The sequence below is a fragment of the Fusibacter bizertensis genome (genome assembly GCF_029914245.1).
GTDB classification, from domain to species: Bacteria; Bacillota; Clostridia; order Peptostreptococcales; family Acidaminobacteraceae; genus Fusibacter_C; species Fusibacter_C bizertensis.
Map to the genome: position 1 here is coordinate 14,560 of NZ_JARYZI010000017.1, position 21,088 is coordinate 35,647.

General features: G+C 34.4%; 21 protein-coding genes. 18 read left to right on the forward strand and 3 right to left on the reverse strand.

What is annotated here, in order from left to right; genetic code table 11:
• Positions 1–14: 14 nt before the first annotated feature.
• The 14 genes from QE109_RS16745 (at position 15) to QE109_RS16810 (ending at position 14,080) form a co-directional block, all read left to right on the forward strand.
• Positions 15–965 (forward strand): DNA-directed RNA polymerase subunit alpha, encoded by a 951-nt coding sequence (locus QE109_RS16745; protein WP_281095707.1) that lies wholly within the window; start codon positions 15–17, stop codon positions 963–965.
• A 13-nt stretch (positions 966–978) separates the two neighbouring features.
• Positions 979–1,320, forward strand: a complete 342-nt coding sequence (gene rplQ / locus QE109_RS16750) for a 50S ribosomal protein L17 (RefSeq protein WP_281095708.1) — start codon at positions 979–981, stop codon at positions 1,318–1,320.
• 300 nt (positions 1,321–1,620) lie between these two features.
• A complete protein-coding gene (locus tag QE109_RS16755; protein WP_281095709.1) occupies positions 1,621–2,451 on the forward strand; it encodes an energy-coupling factor transporter ATPase in 831 nt (276 codons plus the stop codon).
• Entirely contained in the window at positions 2,436–3,359 is a 924-nt protein-coding gene (locus QE109_RS16760; RefSeq protein ID WP_281095710.1) for an energy-coupling factor transporter ATPase, read from the forward strand. Before QE109_RS16755 ends, QE109_RS16760 begins: the two co-directional genes overlap by 16 nt.
• Positions 3,353–4,147, forward strand: coding sequence for an energy-coupling factor transporter transmembrane component T family protein (locus tag QE109_RS16765; protein WP_281095711.1), 795 nt, complete (start codon positions 3,353–3,355; stop codon positions 4,145–4,147). The genes QE109_RS16760 and QE109_RS16765 overlap by 7 nt, the downstream gene beginning before the upstream one ends.
• Before the next feature lie 7 nt (positions 4,148–4,154).
• Positions 4,155–4,925, forward strand: coding sequence for a tRNA pseudouridine(38-40) synthase TruA (truA, locus tag QE109_RS16770; RefSeq protein WP_281095712.1), 771 nt, complete (start codon positions 4,155–4,157; stop codon positions 4,923–4,925).
• A gap of 164 nt (positions 4,926–5,089) precedes the next feature.
• On the forward strand, positions 5,090–5,524 hold the full coding sequence (rplM, locus tag QE109_RS16775; protein WP_281095713.1) for a 50S ribosomal protein L13: 435 nt from the start codon (positions 5,090–5,092) through the stop codon (positions 5,522–5,524).
• Positions 5,525–5,538: 14 nt separating this feature from the next.
• A complete protein-coding gene (gene rpsI, locus QE109_RS16780) occupies positions 5,539–5,934 on the forward strand; it encodes a 30S ribosomal protein S9 (protein ID WP_281095714.1) in 396 nt (131 codons plus the stop codon).
• Positions 5,935–6,045: 111 nt separating this feature from the next.
• Positions 6,046–7,491: an AmmeMemoRadiSam system protein B gene (gene amrB / locus QE109_RS16785; RefSeq protein ID WP_281095715.1), complete on the forward strand. Its 1,446-nt coding sequence runs from the start codon at positions 6,046–6,048 to the stop codon at positions 7,489–7,491.
• Between the two features lie 176 nt (positions 7,492–7,667).
• Positions 7,668–9,458, forward strand: a complete 1,791-nt coding sequence (locus QE109_RS16790; protein ID WP_281095716.1) for a glycosyl hydrolase family 18 protein — start codon at positions 7,668–7,670, stop codon at positions 9,456–9,458.
• A complete protein-coding gene (locus QE109_RS16795) occupies positions 9,458–9,733 on the forward strand; it encodes a hypothetical protein (RefSeq protein ID WP_281095717.1) in 276 nt (91 codons plus the stop codon). The genes QE109_RS16790 and QE109_RS16795 overlap by 1 nt, the downstream gene beginning before the upstream one ends.
• A complete protein-coding gene (locus QE109_RS16800) occupies positions 9,726–11,393 on the forward strand; it encodes an NAD(P)/FAD-dependent oxidoreductase (protein WP_281095718.1) in 1,668 nt (555 codons plus the stop codon). Before QE109_RS16795 ends, QE109_RS16800 begins: the two co-directional genes overlap by 8 nt.
• Positions 11,394–11,663: 270 nt before the next feature.
• Positions 11,664–13,247 carry a sodium:neurotransmitter symporter family protein gene (locus QE109_RS16805; RefSeq protein ID WP_281095719.1) on the forward strand — a complete coding sequence of 528 codons (1,584 nt, stop codon included), beginning with the start codon at positions 11,664–11,666 and terminating at the stop codon, positions 13,245–13,247.
• Between the two features lie 158 nt (positions 13,248–13,405).
• The gene (locus QE109_RS16810) at positions 13,406–14,080 is read left to right on the forward strand and encodes a hypothetical protein (RefSeq protein ID WP_281095720.1); all 675 of its coding nucleotides are present in this window, start codon (positions 13,406–13,408) and stop codon (positions 14,078–14,080) included.
• Positions 14,081–14,179: 99 nt separating this feature from the next.
• Here QE109_RS16810 and QE109_RS16815 read toward each other — a convergent pair whose 3' ends face one another.
• Both QE109_RS16815 and pyrB read right to left on the reverse strand, forming a co-directional pair.
• Positions 14,180–14,608 (reverse strand): aspartate carbamoyltransferase regulatory subunit, encoded by a 429-nt coding sequence (locus QE109_RS16815; RefSeq protein WP_281095721.1) that lies wholly within the window; start codon positions 14,606–14,608, stop codon positions 14,180–14,182.
• Positions 14,595–15,524, reverse strand: a complete 930-nt coding sequence (gene pyrB, locus QE109_RS16820) for an aspartate carbamoyltransferase (RefSeq protein WP_281095722.1) — start codon at positions 15,522–15,524, stop codon at positions 14,595–14,597. Before pyrB ends, QE109_RS16815 begins: the two co-directional genes overlap by 14 nt.
• A 463-nt stretch (positions 15,525–15,987) precedes the next feature.
• Here pyrB and QE109_RS16825 point away from each other — a divergent pair, with 463 nt between their 5' ends.
• The 4 genes from QE109_RS16825 to QE109_RS16840 are packed head-to-tail and all read left to right on the forward strand — an operon-like array spanning position 15,988 to position 19,872.
• Positions 15,988–17,259 (forward strand): dihydroorotase, encoded by a 1,272-nt coding sequence (locus tag QE109_RS16825; protein ID WP_281095723.1) that lies wholly within the window; start codon positions 15,988–15,990, stop codon positions 17,257–17,259.
• Positions 17,246–18,178 carry an orotidine-5'-phosphate decarboxylase gene (pyrF, locus tag QE109_RS16830; protein WP_281095724.1) on the forward strand — a complete coding sequence of 311 codons (933 nt, stop codon included), beginning with the start codon at positions 17,246–17,248 and terminating at the stop codon, positions 18,176–18,178. Before QE109_RS16825 ends, pyrF begins: the two co-directional genes overlap by 14 nt.
• Positions 18,179–18,188: 10 nt before the next feature.
• On the forward strand, positions 18,189–18,974 hold the full coding sequence (locus QE109_RS16835; RefSeq protein ID WP_281095725.1) for a dihydroorotate dehydrogenase electron transfer subunit: 786 nt from the start codon (positions 18,189–18,191) through the stop codon (positions 18,972–18,974).
• Positions 18,964–19,872, forward strand: a complete 909-nt coding sequence (locus QE109_RS16840; RefSeq protein ID WP_281095726.1) for a dihydroorotate dehydrogenase — start codon at positions 18,964–18,966, stop codon at positions 19,870–19,872. The genes QE109_RS16835 and QE109_RS16840 overlap by 11 nt, the downstream gene beginning before the upstream one ends.
• An 85-nt stretch (positions 19,873–19,957) precedes the next feature.
• On the opposite strand, the gene QE109_RS16845 is transcribed toward QE109_RS16840, so the two are convergent.
• Entirely contained in the window at positions 19,958–20,608 is a 651-nt protein-coding gene (locus QE109_RS16845) for a YczE/YyaS/YitT family protein (RefSeq protein WP_281095727.1), read from the reverse strand.
• Positions 20,609–21,088: the final 480 nt, after the last annotated feature.

The window sequence follows — 21,088 nt, forward strand, 5'->3', positions numbered from 1 at the left end:
GAGGGTCTTAAATAGTGATTGAAATTGAAAAACCAACCATCGAGTGTGTTGAGTTAAGCAGTGACGGGCGCTTTGGCAAATTTGTCGTTGAGCCGCTTGAAAGAGGCTACGCAACAACACTAGGTAACAGTTTAAGACGTATTTTACTTTCTTCTTTGCCGGGAACTGCGGTTCGTTGGATTAAGATTGAAAATGTACTTCATGAGTTTTCAACTATTCCAGGTGTTAAAGAGGATGTCATTGAAATCATCTTAAACCTGAAAGAATTGTTTGCAAAAATTCATTCAGATGAAGATGTGAAGATTTTAAGAATCGAAGCATCAGAAGCAGGAGAGATTACAGCAGGTGACATCATAGCTGATGCTGACGTAGAAATTCTTAACACTGATCTCCATATCTGTACTCTTGAAGAAAATTCTAGAATCTATATGGAAATCGCTCTCGGTCAAGGTCGTGGATACGTCACAGCAGAAAATAACAAAGAAGTAGGCTTACCAATTGGTATTATCCCAGTTGACTCTATTTACACACCAGTAAGAAAAGTCAATTTTGCAGTGGATAAAACAAGAGTTGGTAAGGTTGCAGATTATGATAGATTAGTACTTGAAGTTTGGACTGATGGTACAATCAAACCAGATGAGGCAACTTCTCTGGGCGCTAAAATTATGTCTGAGCACCTCAACTTATTTATCGATATGACAGACAGCGTCAACGGCGTTGAAATCATGGTAGAGAAAGAAGAAGACATTAAAGAAAAAGTTCTTGAAATGACAATTGAAGAATTAGATTTATCTGTTCGTTCGTATAATTGCCTTAAAAGAGCTGGTATCAATACTGTCGAAGAGCTTACTAATAGAAGCGAAGATGATATGATGAAAGTTCGTAACCTTGGTAAAAAATCACTTGAAGAAGTGAAATACAAGCTCGCAGAGCTTGACCTTGGACTCCGAGCAGAAGACGAGTAAAGGAGGGAAAACGATGGCAGATTACCGTAAACTAGGACGTCCATCGTCTCATAGACAATTGATGTTGAGAAATCTTACAACATCACTTCTTAAAAATGGACGTATCGAGACTACAGTAACTAGAGCAAAAGAAACTAAGAAATTTGCTGAAAAAATGATCACTCTTGCTAAAAGAGGCGATCTTCACGCAAGAAGACAAGTTTTAGCTTTTGTAACTGAAGAAGCTGTAGTAAAAAAATTATTTGATGAAATCGCTCCTAATTACAAAGAACGTAACGGCGGCTACACAAGACTTGTTCAAACAGGTCCTCGTAGAGGCGATGCGGCTCCTATGTGCAAATTAGAGTTAGTATAATAAGAATCCTCGGACATTTAGTCTTTGGATTTTGATTCAACAAGTTGCATCTTTAATAATTAAGGGACTAAGTTAACGCTTAAGTCCCTTTATTACATATTTAATGATGTATGGATTATTCTATACATCTCTTATACATAGATATAAATCTATTTAGTTGACGTTGATAAGATGCTCACAAAGGTATACAATATAGCAATAGTTAGTGAATAAATCAAGAATCATATGGTCTTCTTATGGCAATACAAGATAAAGCATCATATAATACATATAGGTCATAAAAAAGGGTAAGGTGAATATATGATTAAAACAGAGAATCTGTTTTTTAGATATGCAGATGAAAAAGAAGAGAACAAATACGCGCTTAAAAATATCAACCTTCATATAAAAGATGGTGAATTTGTAGTAATTATTGGCCATAATGGTTCTGGAAAGTCAACGTTATCAAAGTTGTTTAATGGTATTTATAATCCAACCTCTGGTAAAATATATATAGATGGTTTAGATACATCTGATGAAGAACTTATTTGGGAGATTAGAAAAAGAGCTGGAATGGTATTTCAAAATCCAGATAACCAATTAGTTGCTACAATAGTAGAAGAGGATGTGGCTTTTGGTCCAGAAAATCTCGGTTTACCTTCATCAGAAATTCGAAAACGTGTTGATGAAGCGCTTGAAAGTGTCAAGATGAGTGAGTTTAAACGTAAACCACCCCATCACCTTTCTGGTGGGCAAAAGCAAAGGGTGGCAATTGCTGGTATTTTGGCTATGAAACCCAAATGTATTATATTTGACGAACCAACTGCTATGCTCGATCCTTCAGGAAGAAAAGAAGTTATTCAGACAATTCGTCAACTCAACAAAGAAGAGCATATGACAATCATTCATGTAACACATTATATGGATGAAGCGGTACATGCAGACCGAATTATCGTTATGGATGAAGGTGAAATTGTTCTTGAAGGAACACCAAAACAGGTATTTTCTAAAGTTGATGCCTTAAAGCAAATTGGTTTAGATGTTCCACAAGTTACACTTTTATCATATGAATTAAACAAACTTGGATTTGAGATATCTTTAGAAAATTTAACTGTAGATGAGATGGTGAGTAATTTATGTCAATTAAAATAGCTGAGTTAACACATGTATATGATAAAAATACACCCAACGAAACAATAGCAATTGACCATATCAATCTCGTGATTGAATCAGGAGAATTTATCGGACTTATAGGGCATACAGGTTCTGGTAAATCTACTTTGATTCAGCAACTTAATGGTCTATTAAAGCCGTCTAGTGGTGAAATCATAGTGAGTGGATACAATATCACTGATGGATTAGATATTAGTAAATCAAATAAAAAAAGAGTATCTAAGGCAGAAAGTAGAGCGCGTAAAAAGAGATTAATTGAAGTTAGAAAAAGAGTAGGACTAGTATTCCAGTACCCTGAATATCAATTGTTTGAAGAAACCATAGAAAAAGATATCGCTTTTGGACCTTATAATCTTGGACTTCAAGAAGCAGAGGTTAAGAAGCGTGTGAGGGATGCCATGCAAACTGTTGGTCTTGACTATGATACTTATAAAGATCGATCCCCTTTTGATTTAAGTGGTGGACAGAAGAGAAGAGTTGCAATCGCAGGTGTCCTTGCTATGAAACCAGAGGTTCTTATATTAGATGAACCAACAGCAGGTTTAGACCCAAAAGGAAGAGATGAGATCCTCTATCAAATAAAGAGCCTTCATGAGAAAGAAAAACTTACAGTTATCATTGTTTCACATAGCATGGAAGATATGGCAAAGATTTCAGAAAGATTAATAGTAATGAATAAAGGCGCAGTAGTACTTGATGGAACGCCGAAAGATGTTTTTAGAAATATTGAGCTATTAGAAGATATAGGACTTGCTGTTCCACAAATTTCTTATTTGGTTAAAGCACTTAACGAAAATGGGATTTCTATTGATGCGAGTATTATAACTGTTGAAGAAGCAAAAACAGCATTGTCTCAACTGCTCATGAAAAAAGGTGAACTATGTTAAGAGATATAACAATTGGACAATATTATAGTGTGCCATCAATCATTCATAAAATGGATCCAAGGTTTAAGATTATTGCCTCTATGCTTTATTTAGTATCACTGTTTTTAATCAATCAAATTATCGCATATACGGCTGTAGTTGTATTTATTGGTATCGTTATTAAACTTTCAAAAGTACCTGTTAATTTTATTATGAAAGGGCTTAAACCGGTCTTTATGTTAATTATATTTGCATTTGTAATTAATGTGTTTCTTACAACCGGTACGGGTGATCCGTTGATTCATGCTGGTTTTATCAAGATATACCCAGAAGGTGTTGAAAGAGCTTTTTTTATGGCGATCAGACTAATTTTACTCATAATAGGTACTTCATTATTAACGTTAACGACCTCGCCAATTGAACTAACAGATGGGATTGAATACTTACTCTCACCATTTAAAAGAATTGGCATGCCTGCTCACGAGCTAGCAATGATGATGACGATTGCACTTAGATTTATACCGACGTTATTGGAAGAAACAGATAAAATCATGAAAGCTCAAATGGCTAGAGGAGCTGATTTTGAAAGTGGCAATCTTATGAATAGAGCAAAAGCTTTAATTCCACTACTAGTACCACTATTTATTAGTGCATTTAGGCGTGCAGATGAACTCGCTATGGCCATGGAAGCTCGTTGTTATCGTGGTGGTGAGGGAAGAACACGCATGAAAGTCTTAAAGTATTCATCAAGAGACTTATATGGTAGTGCAATCATGATTATATATTTAACTACGTGTATTATATTGTAGGTGAGCGATGCAAACAGTACAATTGAAGATTGTTTATGATGGTAGTAGTTACTGCGGGTGGCAGCGTCAGAGTAAACAACCTAGCATACAGGAAGAAATTGAAAAAGTATTAACTAAATTGCTAGGTGAGAAGATAACGATTGACGCTTCAGGTCGAACCGATGCTGGTGTACATGCCCTCGAACAAAGTGTGACCTTTGCTACAAATCTTAGATTGCCTATAGAACAACTCAAACGTGTAATCAATAGACGTTTACCAAAAGAAATCTACGTATTAGATGCATCCATCGTAAATAATGATTTTCATGCAAGATATTCTGCAATTGCTAAAGCATATGAGTATAGGATTTATACTGAAGTTGATCGTAACCCATTTTTAGATAAATACAGTTATCATTACCCTAAAAAAATGAATATTGATGCCATTAAACGTGGACTTGAATACTTTTTAGGTAAACATGACTTTAAGACTTATATGGCATCCGGGAGCAATAAAAAAGATACTGTTCGGACCATTTATGCGCTAAAATTATATGAAGAAGCTAATGCCTTTAGAATTGTCATTGTTGGTGATGGATTTTTATATAATATGGTCAGAATTATTATTGGAACGCTTTTACAAATTGGTGAAGAGATTATCACACCTGAGATGGTTTCTGAAATAATAAAAAGTGGTGATCGCAGTAGGGCAAGACTTACTGCACCAGCTTCAGGTCTCTATTTAAAAAAGGTATTTTATAGTGAGACTGAACGAGAAGAATTTATAGCAAAAATGTAAATATAAATGTTTAGATTCGGTTGACATGTCTTTTAAATTACTATAAAATAGATTGTGGTCTGCTAAGTAAATCAGACCATAAAAACAACAAATTTGGAAATCTAGAAATCCTGCCCCGGGTTTTTGAGATAAAAACGGTGAAATAATTTTGAAGGAGGATTCAAATGAAGTCTTACGTTGCAAAACCACTAGAACTTGAAAGAAAGTGGTATGTAGTTGACGCTGATGGTAAAACATTGGGTCGTTTAGCAGCTGAAGTTGCTAAGATTTTAAGAGGAAAACATAAACCAATATATACACCACATGTAGATTGCGGTGATTTCGTAATCATAGTAAATGCAGAGAAAATTAGAGTGACTGGTAAAAAAATGGATGCTAAGATGTACAGATGGCATACAGGTTACGTAGGTAACTTAAAAGAAAGATCATTCAGAGAAATGAATCAAAGAAACCCAGAAAAAATCATTGAACTTGCTGTTAAAGGTATGCTTCCGCATAACTCTTTAGGAAGTCAAATGTACACTAAACTAAAAGTTTATGCTGGTCCTGAGCACAAGCACGAAGCTCAAAAACCAGAAGCTTTAGAAATACTAGGTTAAGGGAGGGGTAACTCATGGCTAAAACGGTTCAATATCAAGGTACTGGAAGAAGAAAAACATCAATCGCTAGAGTTAGAGTACTTCCTGGAACAGGTAAATTTATCGTAAACGGTAGATCTGTTGATGAATACTTCAACTTTGAAACACTTAGAAGAGAAGTTCAAAGACCTCTTGGTATGACTAACACTACAGGCAAATACGATGTAATCGTAAAAGTTGAGGGTGGCGGTTATACTGGTCAAGCTGGAGCAGTAAGACATGGTCTTTCAAGAGCGCTTTTACAAGTAGACGCTTCTTATAGAGCAGTTTTAAAATCAGCTGGTTTCTTAACAAGAGACTCAAGAATGAAAGAAAGAAAAAAATACGGCCTCAAAGCAGCAAGAAGAGCGCCTCAATTCTCGAAAAGATAATTTTGAGTTTGATAAGTCCTCACACATTTATGTGTGGGGATTTTTTATTATAGGTTTGATATAATAGAATAGAGTGTATATGTATGATACTGTGATTTTAAGGAGGAAGCTATGTTGATTTCAAAAGGATACTTATTACCACATGCCCCAGTATTTATAGGGTCAGTTGGTGGAGAACAAAGTCTATTAGTTCAAAAGAGTATTGATGCTTATCATAAAGTTGCGGATGAAATTGCTGAGTTTAAACCAGACTTAATTGTTGTCATTTCTCCCCATGGTCCTGTATTTACTGATGCAATAGCACTTTATGATCTTGATGAATATACTGGAAATTTCAGAGCATTTGGAGATTTTGAATCAGATTACAAGTTTCAAAAAGATGAGTTGATGCTTAATAAACTTTACGAAGAAAGCCAAATGTCTAGTGGAAGCTTCTATGCGTTAAAACCAAATGAGTTTATTAAATTTCAGTACAAACCCGAACTTGATCATGGTGTTTTAGTACCACTTCACTTTATAAATCAAAAGTATCATGACTTTAAAGTCTTAGCGATGAGCTATGGTTCCTTATCCTATTCAGAACTTATGAAAAACGGTAAGATTATGCATGATGTTATAACGAAATCTTACCAAAATGTAGTTGTCATTGCCAGTGGAGACATGTCACATGCACTCAAGAGTGATGGTCCATATACTTTTCACGAAGATGGTGTGATCTTTGACCATGAAATGTGTGAATATATTGAAAACCAAAGACCATATGAAATATTTAGACTTGAATCCAAGACGATTTCAAACGCTGCTGAATGCGGTTTAAGATCGTTATCTATGCTACTAGGATGCATGAATAAGTATGACTTAAAAAGCGAACTCATAAGCTATGAAGCGCCATTTGGTGTAGGCTATCTATTTGCTAGTTATGAGGTTGTATCTGAGAGTGACAAAGATGAGAGAGAGGATTATATCGCTTTTGAGAAAAGAAGATATGAAGCGCTAAAATTAAAGGAACATACAGTAGTAAAACTTGCAAGACAAACAATTGAATATTATATAAATAACAATCGGAAGCCAATTGTTGGGTATAAAGATAAGGCAGTTGAAATCAATAATGTGGTTTTTTCCAATGATATAATTGAGAAGCTTCTTGAAGGCAAATATGGTGTTTTTGTTTCAATTAAATTGCATGGTAATTTAAGGGGATGTATTGGAACCATTTTTCCAACTCAAAAAAATGGAGTAGAAGAAATTGTTAAGAACTCAATTTCTGCATGTGCAAGAGATTATAGATTTGATCCGTTAACATTTGAAGAGCTCCAAGATATAATCATCAATGTGGATATTCTATCGCCTTTAGCTCTTGTAAGTGATATTACTTTGCTTGATCCACGGATTTATGGCGTAGTTGTTTCGCATAAAGATCGAATGGGTGTATTACTTCCGGATATAGAAGGCATTACAACTATTGAGGAACAATTGACAATTGCATCTAACAAAGGTGGATTTAATGTGGATGAAATAGAAAAAATAGAAAGTTTTACTGTGGAAAGATATTTTTAAAGTTGTTGATAACATGTTAGTAATGTGGATAACAACTTTGATAAGTTGATATCTGTGGTATAATAATTACAAGTTATCCACAGATGTGTGAAAATAATGTGGAAATTCATTTATCCACAGCGAGTAATAAAAGGTCCTTGGATATAGACTTCTTTGCAAATAGACAGGAGGGTAAAATGAAAAAGACAGTGTTAGCATTTTTTAGCTTGGTAATAGTACTTGTAGTAATTGCAGCAGTATTTTTAGCAATAGATGTTGAATCGAACCTGAAGGTGAGAAGAAAAATCAACTCTGTTTTAAATCCTGTTCAAATTGTAAAGGCTGAGCCAAAAGCAGTTTTAGTAAAACCATTTGAAGCTAAAATTGATATGAATTCTAAATGGATACTTAATGAAAAGTTTGTAAATCAGATAAGTTATATGCATGTCGAGAATTTATCAACAAGTTGGATCACATATTTTTTTGACGAGGCTTTAAATAAATTATCTATAGTTGATGGCAATCATCAACTTGAGATCGACTCAAATGGTAACGTAATGATAGATCAAAGTATGCTGGATCAAAAAGTAGAGCTCAAAAATGTGGATGATGAATGGTATATAAGTCTCACTGCTTTAAATAAAATTGAAGAAGGAGAGGCGCTAGGTTTCGTAGAGCAACCTTATGTTGAAGGTAAGAACTTAGTGATCATCAATAAGTTTGAAAATTATAATATAGTTGAAATCGATGACGAGCGTTTAGTATTTTCTGACCAAGAAAAATTAGATGTTTATCTTCAAAATAGATTTGATATTAGTTTTCTCTTTAAATTAAAAAACCTATTTAGCAAAACAGAAATTGTTGGTATAGAAAAAAATACATCTCTTTATGTATTTCCTACCGATTCGAAATCGTTTTTTATCATAAGCGAAGACAATACAGCAGGTTTTATAGAGATAAAAGGCTCAGAACAAATTACCACGAAATCCGGTGAGAAGAGAAATCAACTCAAAGTTAGTAAAAATGCGCCAGAAAATATTGTGATGACATGGGAGGCAGTTTACAGTTATAATCCGGATACGAGTAAAATTGGACCAATGGGTCCTTTAAATGTTATTTCTCCAACTTGGTATGAATTAAAGGATGCAAGTGGTAAAGTAAGTTCTAAAGCTTCGAAAGATTATGTAAGTTGGGCTAAATCAAATGGGTATCAGGTGTGGGCGTTAGTAAGTAATGCATTTGACAAGGACCTTACACATTCTTTTTTGTATAATTCTGATGCAAGAAAACATTTTATCAATATTATGTTAGAAGAAGCTTTAAATTATGGATATGAAGGTATCAATATAGACTTTGAAAATGTATATTTAGAGGATAAAGATGCTTTGACACACTTCATCCATGAATTTTCAGTATATGCAAACAGAGCAGGTGTCATACTCTCTATGGATGTTACTGTCATGGGAGGAAGTGATACTTGGTCTAAATGTTATGATCATGAAAAACTCGGTCAAATTGTAGACTTTTTAATTATAATGTCATATGATGAACATTGGGCATCAAGTCCGATCAGTGGACCAGTATCGTCATATGATTGGGTCAAACATCATATGGATCAGTTAGCTGAAGTTGTTGATAGTAACAAACTGGTTATGGGAATTCCGCTGTACACAAGAGTTTGGAGAGAATATCCTTCAAGTGAAAAAGCGAATCAATATAGAACAAAATCAAGTGCAATCGGAATGGAAGCACAAAATAATTTATTGGAGAAATACCAATTGACCCCTATATGGGATGAAGTAGATCAACTCTACTATGCAACATTTTTTGAAGAAGATGCACAGGTTAAAATGTGGATAGAAAACGCGGAAACGATCAGTGCAAAACTCAATATTGTTAGTGAGTTAAATTTAAGAGGTGCAGCAATGTGGAGAAGGGGTTTCGAAACAGAAGACATTTGGGATGTATTTAAAAAAATTAATCCATAATGCTATGGACGCTAGAAGATGGAGGAATCGTAAAAACTATGGGACTCGTTTTCAACATAAAAAAAATGTTCACTTATTTTGTATTATTGATAATAGGTTTATCTTTAATGGCATATGGTGTACTATCTTATTTTCAAGATCAACAAATATTTCATTCAATGCTTTCTGATGACGAAATAATCGAGAGGGCTAAAGGCTTAGGAATGGTAGAACTAAAAGATCAGATCAATAATCAAATACAAGAACAATTAAAGGATGAATCTAAGAATGATTAGAATTAATGAAGTTAAATTTAATATCGACGAGCAATTTAATGATGAGACAATACGAAAAAAAATAGCAAAAAAGGCAAAAATATCATTAGACCAAATTAAAAAATATAAAATTATAAGAGAATCAATTGATGCTAGAAAAGATATTACTTTTTCATACGTCATTGATATTGAAGTTAATAAAGAGAAGCTTTTGCTTCAAAATGGATTTAAAGAAGCGCCTAAGTCATTTGAATCAATTGATTTGAGATATAAAGATCAAATTGAAGCTCAAAAATCCGAAGTAAGCCTTAGACCAATAGTTATTGGTTTTGGTCCTGCTGGGATTTATGCTGCTTTACAATTGGCACTTGCTGGGCTAAAACCAATTGTTCTTGAAATGGGAGAAGAAGTTGATCAAAGACAAAAAAGTGTAGAAAAATTTTGGGAAGATGGTACATTAAATGTCAACTCAAATGTGCAGTTCGGCGAAGGTGGGGCGGGCACTTTTTCAGATGGGAAATTAACAACGCGGATTAAAGATGCTCGAATTGATTTTGTCCTTTCAAAACTTGTAGAAGCAGGTGCTCCTGAAGATATTCTTTATAGAAATAAACCCCATATAGGAACCGATATACTTTGTGATGTTGTGAAGTCTTTAAGAGCACAAATTATTGAGCTAGGTGGAGAAGTGAGATTTAATACCAAAGTTACTGATATAGAATCAGAATTGGATGGTGAATTAATCACGATTGTCACACAACATGGAGATCGTATGGTAACTGATGCTGCTGTATTGGCGATAGGTCATAGTGCAAGATCTCTATTTGAAGTTTTAGCCGAGAAAAAGGTATCTATAGAAAAAAAACCTTTTGCAATAGGTGTAAGAATAGAACACCCTCAAAAATTAATCAATGTAGCACAATATGGGAAATATCATTCAAGTGATAAATTAGGTGCTGCAGAGTATAAACTAACCTATAGTACACTTGGCGGTAGAAGTGTATACTCATTTTGTATGTGTCCTGGTGGGAGAGTTGTCGGTTCATCTTCAGAATCGGGCATGTTAGTCGTAAATGGTATGAGTTATCATAGTCGAAGCTTATCGAATGCTAATAGTGCTTTATTAGTAAACGTTGTACCTGAAGATTTTGAAGGTGAAGATGTTCTTGCCGGTGTGAGATTCCAACAACGTTTAGAAAAAGAAGCTTATTTGGCAGGCGGTTCAACTTATAATGCACCTGTTGAAAAACTTGAGACCTTTATCAAAGATGAAAAAAGAAATATAGAAAAAGCACAGAACTACTATAAGCAATATAATATAGATTACAATCAGGAAATGAATGCATTAACACCAACATACACCCCGGAAGTTATATATACATCATTGGATAAAATTCTACCTGGGTTTATATCTGAGGCAATACGTGAGGCTTTGGTTAATTTTGATAATAAGATACCAGGTTTTGCAGACCCACGAGTTGTTATGACTGCAATTGAGTCTAGAAGTTCATCACCAATTAGAATTATAAGAGATTTCAATACGTATCAATCGATTAGTCATAAAGCGCTTTATCCATGTGGAGAAGGCGCTGGTTATGCTGGAGGAATTACCTCTTCTGCAGTAGATGGTATTAAAGTTGCAGAAGCAATTATCATAAAAAAATATGGTTTGAGTATTTAAAGTTAATTATAATCTATACTTATTTTAATAAATATAGAATATATACAAAATTATATAAGATGTTGTTTTGTTGAATAATTTAAAAAAATCTTAAAACGATTGGAAATACAAGATAGTTCAAAACAGTAGCGTGAAGTTTTTAAAAAAAACATATAAAGCTACTGTTTTTTTTTGAATTTTTATGATGAAAATCCATATAGTTTATTTTTTACTGTTGCGTTTTTGTAACAATTATAATAATATAAAATTACGTTGAAAGGGGGTTTTTTAATGTCAGAAAAGCGTGAAAATTGGGGAAGTAAGCTTGGCTTAGTCCTCGCAATGGCAGGAAATGCTGTTGGTTTAGGGAACTTTTGGAGATATCCGTATCAAGCCGCTAAAAATGGGGGCGGTGCATTTATGCTACCTTACTTTGGGGCACTAATCTTAATGGGTATTCCACTTATGTTAGTAGAGTGGAGCTTAGGTAGGATGGGTGGTAAGTATGGCCATGGAACATTAGGACCGATGGTATATTTACAAGCACGTGAAGGTGTTAAGCCTAGAACTGCTATTCTAATAGGGTCGCTTGCAGGTGGACTAGCACTTGCAGTTACACTACTTGTAAACTCATATTATAACCATATTATAGGTTGGACGATGGGTTATACAGTATTATCATTAACAGGTTCGTATATGAATGTCGAAAGTACAGGACAATTTTTCGCGGATTATATTCAAAATCCAGGATTAGTATTTGGCTTTTGGCTCTTGGCTCTGACCACATTGATGTTTACAGCAATGGGTGGGATTCAAAAAGGCGTTGAGCGTATGGCTAAGATCTTGATGCCTACAATTTATGTATTCGGTATTATTCTTATTATCAGAACACTTACACTTGGTTCGCCAAATGCAGCACATCCAGATTGGACACCAATAGCAGGCCTTAACTTTATTTGGTCTCCAAGATGGTCAGAACTAAACTGGGCAGCAACAATGGCTGCATGTGGACAAATTTTCTTCACATTGTCAATTGGTATGGGTATTATTTGTAATTATGCATCTTACCTTAAACCAGATGATGATATCGTTTTATCTGGATTAACAACAGTTGCTCTTAATGAGTTGGCTGAAGTTATCTTAGGTGGTACAATTGCGATTCCAATAGCTTATGCATTTATGGGACCAGATGGTGTCGGTGCAAGTATTGGTCTATCATTTATCGCTCTGCCAAGTTTGTTTAAGGAAATGGGCTTTGGTAATCTAATTGGTGCTTTATGGTTCTTATTATTATCTTTTGCTGGATTAACATCAGCAGTTGCTATGTATAACTACTTAGTTTCATTGATTATGGAAAATACAAGCGCAATTAGAAAGAAAGCATCAGTTTTAGTTTTCATTGGTTATATAATTGTAGGTTTACCAGTAGCACTTGAGCCTATATTGACTAAAACTGCAGATTTGATGTATTTTACAGAAGTTGATAACTGGGTTGGTAACTTCTTCCTCTTCATCTTAGGGATGACAGAGATCATCGTTACTGGCTGGTTATTTAGAGAAAAGGGTCTTCCTGAGATCAACAGAGGCAGTTACTGGAAAGTACCAAGCTGGTTCTATAAGTTATTTATTCAAGGAATCACTCCAATTGCAATGATAGTTGTACTTGTAATGTATGTTGTTGACACTGCAAAACAAGGTTATTACAAACTTATCCCAACTTTTGTTGCGGGTAATGATGCGTTGATTCCATGGGTAATCGCAGGTCGTCTCGTTGTATTTGGTGTTGTCGCTCTAGGTTGTATTGTTACGTATGCTTCAATCAAGCGCTCTTATAGAGAAGAACTTGATAAAAATGAAGTTATCGTACGTTTATAAGGAGGTAATTATATGTCTGCAGGTGCATTAACATTTATGTTATTGGCATGGGGAATTATCCTTTCGGCAGTAGCAGTAACATTATCTCAATTAATCAAGCATAGTAAATAATTATTATAAGCCCCTACTAGTAGTGGGGGCTTATTTTGGAGGTTTTCATGGGTAAGGCACTGACAGATGTGTTCACACAGCTCCAGGGAAATTTGAGCAAATATTATAAAGAAAAAAAATTAGAAAAATATGTAACTGAAGTCGTTAATTTAGAGGCGAAGTACGCCGTATTAGAAATTACTGAAGCGCACGTACCTACTTATGATAGTCTGTGTAAGCGTGGTGTAGAATTGTTAAAACCAGGGAATCTTAAGGACGAAAACAAGTTAAAGTATTTTTTAAGATATTGTGAAGCGGCATTATATGATTTTAGAGATGATATGAAACCACTTACGATGATCTTGAGAGCTTTTATGGTGACGACCATGTTTTTCTACCTTTTAACACCTCAATATTTTGGCTATATACTACCGCTTATTATGGTAGTTCCAGTTTTTATTGGATTAAGGGGTATGAAGAAAAGAAGTCTAAATGGATTAATTACAGGATGTACAATAGTACCATTAGCTATAATGGTTGGTGTGGTGCATTTTAAGAGTATATTTATAGCCTTAAATACTGGTTATGATGCATATATTGCCGAATTAGCCGGAATTTACAATTTTTCACTTTCTTTTACAAGTGGACTATTAACGATGATGAATATAATTGCTGCGATTATGTTAGTTGCAGGTGCAGCAACAGCATATTTAGGGATTAGACATAACAAGATGTTTTTATAGTGGAATAATAAAATCTACGGATATATTATCTATAGATACAATCACCATTTATATGATAAAAAGCTTGGCAAATGCCAAGCTTTTTTATATTATAGACTTTTAAATTTTGTAAGTTGTAATTTCTTCACAATAGGAGCATTCGTACTCTAGTTTTCCATTAGCTTTGACAAGTGTGAATTCTGGAATAGCATAATCATCAGAATGTGTAATGCATCTTGGATTTTGACACTTTATCCCACCTTTAATGGTTTTAGGAATAGTAGCACTAACTTTTTCGAAGAGTTTACCATTTTTAATGACATTTACTGTTATTTTGGGATCTATTAATCCGAGATGATTTAGATCTACGTCAAAAACATTTTCAACTTTTATGATGTCTTTCGTTCCAAACAACTCACTTTTAACATTCATTAGAAGTACTACTGGATGATCAGTTGCAGCGAACATCAAATTAAATATTTTGATACCATTTCCAGCACCAATATGGTCAATAACGATTCCATTTTCAATTCCATTAACCTCTAGCATATGGTCCCACCTCCAAAAGTTTAGTGATCAGTGCCATTCTTACATAAACCCCCATCTCTGATTGTTCGAAATAAATTGCCCGTTGATCATCATCTACGTCATAAGCAATTTCATTAACTCTAGGAAGAGGATGCATAATTATCATATCTTCTTTTGCATTTTTTAGTTTTTCACGTGTAAGCTTAAAAGAATTCTTGAGTTTTAGGTAATCAGCTTCATTAAAAAATCTTTCTTTTTGGATGCGTGTCATATAAAGGATATCAACTTCATCAATTACTTCTTCTAAATAAGGGACTTCCTGAAGCTCAACACCAAATTTTTCAACGAGTTGTCTTTTAAGTGATTCAGGCAACTTTAATTCTTCTGGAGAAACGAGTACAAATTTCTTAGTCCCAAAGCGTGCAAGTGTTCTGATAAGTGAGTGAACAGTTCGACCATATTTTAAGTCACCACAAAATGCAACGCTATGTCCACTTATAGTTCCTTTGTATTTTTTTATTGTAATTAAATCAGTTAGTGTTTGAGTAGGATGTTGATGTCCACCATCACCACCATTGATGATTGGGATAGCAGAATATTGTGAAGCTAATTTTGGAGCGCCTTCTTTAGGATGTCTCATTACGATGATATCAGCATAGTAACCCATTACTTTTATAGTATCAGCTAAACTTTCCCCTTTTTTTGTCGAACTTGTATCCGCATCTGCAAACCCAATGACATTGCCACCTAGTCGCATCATTGCGCTATCGAAGCTGAACTTGGTCCGAGTGCTTGGTTCGAAAAATAGTGAAGCCAGTATCTTTCCGTCGCACACTTTGCTGTATTTTTTCGGATTGTTATAAATCTCAATTCCTGTATCTACCAGTTCCTCGATTTCATCTAGTGTAAAATCTTCTGGCTCAATTAAATGTCTCATATGTTCCTCCTTTTGATTTCTCTGAATCAGATTAAAGTATGGAAATAAAAAATACCTTTGCAGAGACGCAAAGGTATAGACTTCTATCATAAATATAGTCATAGTTCCTTTTCAATCTCTCGGATCAAATTAAAGGTAAATTCTTATTGAAATCATCATATCATAATGAGTTAAACAAGGTCAACCTAAAAAAGTATTACTTTTATTTAAATTAGATTAGGAAATATAAAGTTTTATGCTATTGACGTGGTCAGAGGGTTATGATAAATTGTAGGAAATTAAAACCTTTAAACAGGTACGAGAGACCTGCAAGGTGAATGATGCGTTTTATAGGATTATTCTACGTCTTGGCAGGTGCCAGGGCGTTTTTTTTGTAATAATAAACTTTGTGACAGAATCTGAGAACTTGATGTGTAAATGTTTTATTTAGAACTTTATTTTTTTATTTGTAATGGAGGTATGGATGGTTTTACTTCGAAATGGTACTGTAGTTAATCCAAAAACTGGACTAAATGGAAAAATGGACGTATTGATTGAAGGCGATAAAATTGTTGAAGTATCAAATTCAATTGAAATAAGAGAAGGCTTTCAAGTGATTGATGTAAAAGGAAACTATGTCTTTCCTGGATTTATTGATCTGCATGTTCATTTAAGAGAACCGGGATTCGAATCAAAAGAAACAATATTTACTGGCAGTCGTGCTTGTGCAAAAGGTGGTTATACAAGTGTTGTATGCATGCCCAATACAAGCCCTGCGTTGCATTCTAAAGAAGTTTTAGAGCACTTAAAAAAAATCATTGAATCTGATAGTGTGATCAGTATATATCCTGCAGGTGCAATTACTATGAATATCGCCGGAAATGAACTAAGCAACCATGATGAATTATTTGAAACTGGCGCTGTAGCGTTATCTGATGATGGACATACTACGATGAATTCAGATTTTATGAGAAAAGCCTTTTTGTCATCTAGAAAATGGAATAGACCCGTTATGACGCATTCTGAAGATCATGAAGTTACTAAAGCTTTTAGAGAAAAGATTTATCCAACAAATGCAGAATCCGATATAGTAGAAAGAGATATCTCTCTTTGCAAAGAAACAAATGGAATTCTTCACGTTTCTCACGTGAGTACAGATAGAGCAATTGATGCAATCAAAAATGCGAAAAATGAAGGTTTAGAAGTGACCGGTGAAGCTGCACCTCATCATTTTGCTTTAAGTAATCAAACTGTGGATATGACATCTACTCTTTGCAAAGTAAATCCGCCTATCCGAAGTGAAAATGATCGTTTGAAAGTTGTTGACGCGATTAAAAATCGAATCATTGAAGTTATTGCGACTGATCATGCGCCACATGAGTTGTCTAGTAAAGAAAAATCATATGGGGATGCAAGCTTTGGTATCAGCGGAATTGAAAGCGCTTTTTCAGTAAGTTATAAGGCTTTGGTTGAAAGTGGAGCAATAGACTTAATGCATTTAATTGAGATGTTAACAGAAAAGCCTGCTAGAATAGCTAGACTTGAAAATGTGGGATCAATTGAACCACAGTATGTAGCGGATATAGTCATAGCTGATCTCGATCAAGAAGTGCTTATTAATAGTGACACTTTTGTTTCAAAAGGAAAAAACACACCATTTAATGGTTACCCTGGAAAAGGAGATATATTGATGACGATACATCATGGTAAAGTGGTGTACTCAAAAAAAAGTGGGAGGAATTATGTTATCAGATAAGTTGATTAAGATGATTATTGAAAAGAGGAGTCCGATAGTAGTAGGGCTAGATCCAAGATTAGAGAATTTGCCAAAAGAAATAGTGGAGAAGCATTTTCTTGAAGATGGTGAGACATTTAAAGCAGCAGCTGAGAGCATAATTGAATTTAACAAGGGCATAATTGATGCTGTATATGATTTGGTACCTGCAGTAAAACCTCAAATTGCCTTTTATGAACAATATGGTTTAGAGGGGTTGAGAGCGTATCAAGAGACTTGTGTGTATGCAAAATCTAAAGGACTCATTGTCGTTGCCGATATAAAAAGAGGAGACATTGGTTCAACCTCAAAAGCGTATTCAATTGCACATCTTGGAAAAACCAAAATAGGAAACAGTTATCATTCTGCATTTGAAGCTGACTTTGCAACAGTTAATCCTTATTTAGGGGATGATTGTATGAAAGAATTTATGGAAGAAGTAATGGCGTATGACAAAGGGCTTTTTATTTTGGTGAAAACATCAAATGAGACTTCAGGTCAAATACAGGATTTACAAGTAGATAAAGAAAAAGTATATGAAAAAGTAGCTGAAATAGTAAATACTTGGAATGAAAAAATATATGGTGAAATGGGCTATTCACAAATCGGGGCAGTAGTAGGTGCAACTTATCCAGAAGAACTTGAACTTTTAAGAAAAAAAATGCCAAAAGCAATATTTTTAGTACCTGGTTATGGTGCACAAGGCGGCGGTGCAAACGATGTTTTAGGAGCTTTTAATGCAGATGGTTTAGGGGCACTTGTAAATTCTTCGAGAGGAATTATCTTTGCATTTGAAAAAATGGGATTACACTATCAAGAAGCGGCTAGAAAAGCAACGCTTGAAATGCAGACAGCAATTAACGATGCGCTAGAGAAAGCGGGTAAGAAATACTGGATATGAGGAGTTTTCAATGAAATTTAGCGGAAGAGTAAAAATAATTGAAACAATACAACTTCAAGATGATATTTTTAAAATTACAGTTGAGCGTCCAGTGGAAGTTGAAACAATCATCCCGGGACAGTTTTTTAATATTCTAGCTACTACTTCTGGATTGCCGTTACTCAGACGACCGATATCTGTGAGTCAGATTACTGATGAGACCTTGGAGTTTACGATAAAGGTTTTGGGTAAAGGGACCGAATGGTTAGCCCATAAAGCAGTAGGCAGTTATTTAGAAATTATGGGACCATTAGGTAATGGGTTTGAAATTGATGGTAACCTAAAAAAAGTATTGCTTTTAGGTGGTGGAATAGGCGTTGCTCCAATAAAAGGACTACTAGAATATCTATCTCAAAATGACGTTGAATGTGATTCCGTTATTGGTTTTAGAGATTTACCGATCTTCAGTGAGGAATTTATTAGAAACTCAATGCATAATGAGATAATTTCTGAGAAAAATAGCGCTTATAAACAGGGCTATGTCACAGGATACTTTGAACAATTGGTGAAAGAGAGTAGTTATGATGCAATATTTGCATGTGGTCCAGAAGCGATGCTGAGAAGCATAACGAAAGTTGCTGATAAATTTGGGTTGAAATTACAATTGCTAATGGAAGAAAAAATGGCATGTGGCATTGGTGCTTGTCTTGTATGTACTTGCAAAGTAAAAGATGGTGATTTTGATTACAAACATGTTAGAAAGTGCAAAGAAGGACCAATGTTTTATTCTAATGAGGTGATATTCGATGAAGCATAATTTAAAAGTAGACTTAAATGGATTAGAGTTAAAGAATCCAATAACTGTTGCATCGGGAACTTATGGATTTGGAAGAGAATATGCCGAATATATGGATCTTAATATTTTGTCAGCAATTTCGGTGAAAGGGTTAACCTTGGAGCCAAGGAAAGGCAATGAAGGTAAACGCATTGCAGAGACCCCAATGGGAATGATCAATAGTGTAGGTCTTCAAAATCCAGGAGTATATGAGTTTATTAGACAGGAAATTCCATTTTTAAGGCAGTATGATTTGAAAATAATTGCCAATATAAATGGAAATACAATAGATGAATATTGCGAAATTGCACGTATACTAGATCAAGCAGATGTGGATTCAATTGAGTTAAATATTTCATGTCCAAATGTAAAAAATGGTGGTTTAGCTTTTGGTACTAACCCAAAGGTTGTTAAAGAAGTTGTTTCAAAAGTAAGAAAAGCAACCTCGAAACATTTAATAGTAAAGCTATCTCCTAATGTTACTGATATAAAAGAAATTGCACGTATAGTTGAGGAACAAGGTGCAAACTGTATATCTATGATAAATACAGTAACTGGTATGGCAATTGACATTCATTCTAGAAGACCAGTTTTGAAAAGAGGAAGTGGAGGGCTATCCGGACCTGCAATCAAACCAATAGCTATAAAATTGATACATGATGTATATCAGACTGTCAAGATTCCTATACTTGGAATGGGCGGTATAATGTCGGGGGGTGATGCTGTGGAATTTATGTTAGCGGGTGCATCTGCGATTGCAATAGGTACAGGAAATTTCGTGAATCCTACATTGCCTAAAATGGCTCTAGAGGGCGTAACTCAATATTTAGAAGATTATGCATATGAAAGTACTCAACATCTTGTAGGGGACTTACGATAAAAAAAGCAGTATCAATTAGCTGAAGACATCTTGAAAGTCTTAGTAATTATTGATACTGCTTTTCTATTTTGTTGAGTTGTATGCTCTATTTGATTTTAATTAAGTCAGTAATCACCATCTGTTTTGATTCTTTTGGATTGAAATTATAAAACTTAAAGATAGAATTTAGTATATACCCACCACCGAAGGCATTGAGAAGTGTTCCTACTCCATATGAACCACCAAGTAATATTCCAATAACTACTATTGTTACTTCAATCATAGGTCGCATAATAGATACGCTTAATCCAGTGATTTTTACTAAACCTACTAATAAACCATCTCTTGGTCCTGCGCCAAGTTTGCAGCTAAGATATACGAAGATGCCGTAGTTAAATAAAAATGTACCAACAACAAGGTATAAAATCCTTACAGGCAATGTATCAACTTGTGGAATAAAATGAAGTTGATCAAATAAATCTACAAAATACCCTATAAAAAACATATTAAGGAGTGTACCAATACCAGGATATAGTTTTATAGCTAAAGAAATGAAAATAATAACTATACCAGTAATTTGTGATACTGCACCAAATCGAATGCCAGTTATACTTGATATACCTTGGTGAAAAGTACCCCAAGGATTTAATCCCATGTTGGCGTAAATAGTTAAATTGATACCAATAGCTATAATTACAAACCCAAGCATAAGTTTTGGTAACCTGCGAAGCGTTAATTTTGAGTTTTCACTGTGCATGAGGCCTCCTTTTGTTTCGTAACCCTAATCATATTTTATCATAGAATATGTAGATTCAAAAGATTTTAGTTGAGTATAGACGTATGTATTTTGAAAACGATGTAAGCGTATTGATTTACATAGCGCTAGAGAAACACATAAATTATCAACATATAGTAGAAGAAAAAAATACACACACAATTCGGAAAAAACTGAATATATTTTCTTTCAATTTAGGTGTTGACTTCAAAAATGTAATTTGGTATTATAAACAAGCACTACAGATTGTGTGCACCAAATAGTTTGTTTCATGTAAAATTCGTGTTAACAAATTATGAAAAAAAACAAAAAAAGATATTGACATTAGAAATAATCGATGATATTATAAATAAGTCGCCGCAAGACATTGCGGAAATGACAAATGAAAAACAGGACCTTGAAAATTGAATAGCGCAAATGAAAAAAACCAAAACGTAATTCTTTTGAAGATGTCGATTTAAA